The sequence below is a fragment of the Pontiella sp. genome, assembly GCF_041622395.1.
Lineage (GTDB): Bacteria > Verrucomicrobiota > Kiritimatiellia > Kiritimatiellales > Pontiellaceae > Pontiella.
The window spans coordinates 1-2,134 of sequence record NZ_JBFJYW010000404.1 but is presented as its reverse complement, the minus strand read 5'-3'; the positions used below and the strand labels follow the sequence as shown (position 1 = coordinate 2,134).

Annotated in this window: 1 protein-coding gene; it reads right to left on the bottom strand. The window is 65.0% G+C overall.

Annotated elements, in window-relative coordinates; all coding sequences use genetic code 11:
• A partial coding sequence (locus ABYO54_RS16055; protein ID WP_372809240.1) for a hypothetical protein occupies positions 1-2,134 on the bottom strand: 2,134 nt, incomplete at both ends.

Below are 2,134 nucleotides of genomic sequence, written 5' to 3'. Positions count from 1 at the left end.
GCCGATGCCGCCGCGATCGATCGTAAAGTCGGCCAACACATCGCCGTCCGCCGCGCGGATTTCGAGCGGATAGCGCTGGAGCAGCGTGCCCTGGCCGACGGAAACCGGCATCCGCAGATTGTGGGTCTGCTCGTCGGCCACGGCCTGCCTGGCGTTGTCGCCGTAGGCGGCCAAACGGCCGGCGAACTCGCGGTCCGCCCCCCAATAAAGCGCGGTGGATTTCGCGGGCATCACGAACTCCAGCTCGCCCCGCACCACGTCCCCGACGGAATAGGAGCGCGCCACCGATTCCGGCGCCAGATCGAAGCTGTTCCGGCCCCGCCCTTTCCCGAACACGTGCAGGTAGACCGGAAACGGCCGCCCGTTCAGCGTGGCCTGCATGGAAAGGATGCCGCGGCGCGCCCCCGCCGGATCTTTGCTGCCCGCCGAGTCGTCGATCGAAATCCACGCATCGTTGAACGGGATCGGGTTGGGCGCATAGCCGACGAGGCCGGCATCGTTGCGGAATTCCTGCCCGTCCCCGCCGCCCTGGCCAACGAAGTAGCGCTCGAACTTCGCGGTGTTATAGTAGTCGGCCGCCATCTGGTGGAAGACGAGCCGCTTGGGCGTTTCGACATCTTCCAAAAACTCGTATTGAAAGGCGTGGAACCGACGGTGGTAGTCGGCCGTCCGCACCGAACGGATGCGGTAGTTGAAACGGATTTTTTCGTCGTCGGTGATGCCGGAATAATGGACTTCCGTCATATTGGGCCCGGTCCAGAGATAGGCCGTCTTCAAGCGCTTCGCCCAGCGGTAGGTGTTGTCGCGGTCGAAATAGACGAGGAAATCCCCGCCGCCGAGGTTTTCGGTCCAGGCATAGGGCTTGGTGCTTTTCCCGAAGGTGAACGCGGGGCGCACATCCGTGATGAAAGAGGACCCGAGATGCTGCGAAGGGTCGTAGCACATCGATTCGCCCCAGGCCCCCAGCGCGCTCTCGTCCCACTTCCAGTTGCCGCCATAGCCGATGACGCTGAGGTGCGCGTGGGAGACGGCCGGAACCTGGCCCCAGAAACCCGTCACCACGCGCAGGCGCAGCCGCCGCCGCTCCCCGGCCTTGAGCGGCACCATCGCATAGCCCCGGATCCACGGGCCGTCGTGCTTCACCCGCTTGGCCGGATCGTTGTGCCAGTTCTTGGAAATCTGGACGGGGATCCCCGTGGGCCGCCCGTCGGAATCCTCGCACAGCAGCATGCCGGTTCCGGTGATCTCGACGGGCGAAATTTCCTTGAAGACGAGCGGAAGCACGGCGTCTTCCCCGGAGGGGTTGAAAAGCTCGATGGCGAACTCGTTCACGCGGCCCGCATCCTTCGGGTAGGCGAAGCGCGCCATCGGCAGGTCGAACCGCAGGGCGTGTTCCTCTTCGTCGAACCCATGGCGTATGGGCTTGCCGCTGGCGACCACGGAGGCCTCGCGCACAAAGGCGGAAGGCGCCAGCGGTTCGCACGCCCGGTCCAGGTGCGGTTCGAGCGCAAGCACCGCTCGGGCACCCTCCGCAACGGCCACATGTTTTTTGCCCGCCGGGGAAACCAGCATGATGCCCGTCCGCTCCACGCCCTCGATCCCGGAGAGATCCAGCGTGAACACGGCATGGTCGGCCCAGGCCGTGATTTCCAGCCGCCCCATCTCTTCGAGCACCGTGCCGTTGGATGCGGTGAACACCAGCCCAACGAGGTCGAAGCGTTGGACGAACCTGCCGCTCTCGATCAGCCGCACGAGCGGGGCGTCCTTGCGCTGGACCACGGCCGACGTGCAGGTATAGTCGACCCCGCCCTTTTCCATGCGCAACGTAAGCTTGGCCGGGGAAAAGCGCCGAAGATCCTCGTTCAACGCCGCCAGATAGTCGGAACCTTGCACGGCGTCGTAGCCGGAAAGCTGCATCGTATCGCAATCGATCCGCAGGCTGTAGAACCCGGTCTGGACCACCACGTCGGGGTTTTCGCGCGCGACCCGGTTCGCCATCGACTGCGCCCGCCTGCTGCCGGCGAGCCGGGTGGGATAGCCGTTCTCGAAATAGATGAAGGTATAGTGCCGGTTGGTATCCGGTACCGCATCGGCAAGCGGCGCGAGCAGCAGCATCCAAAGCCCCGCCCAACGG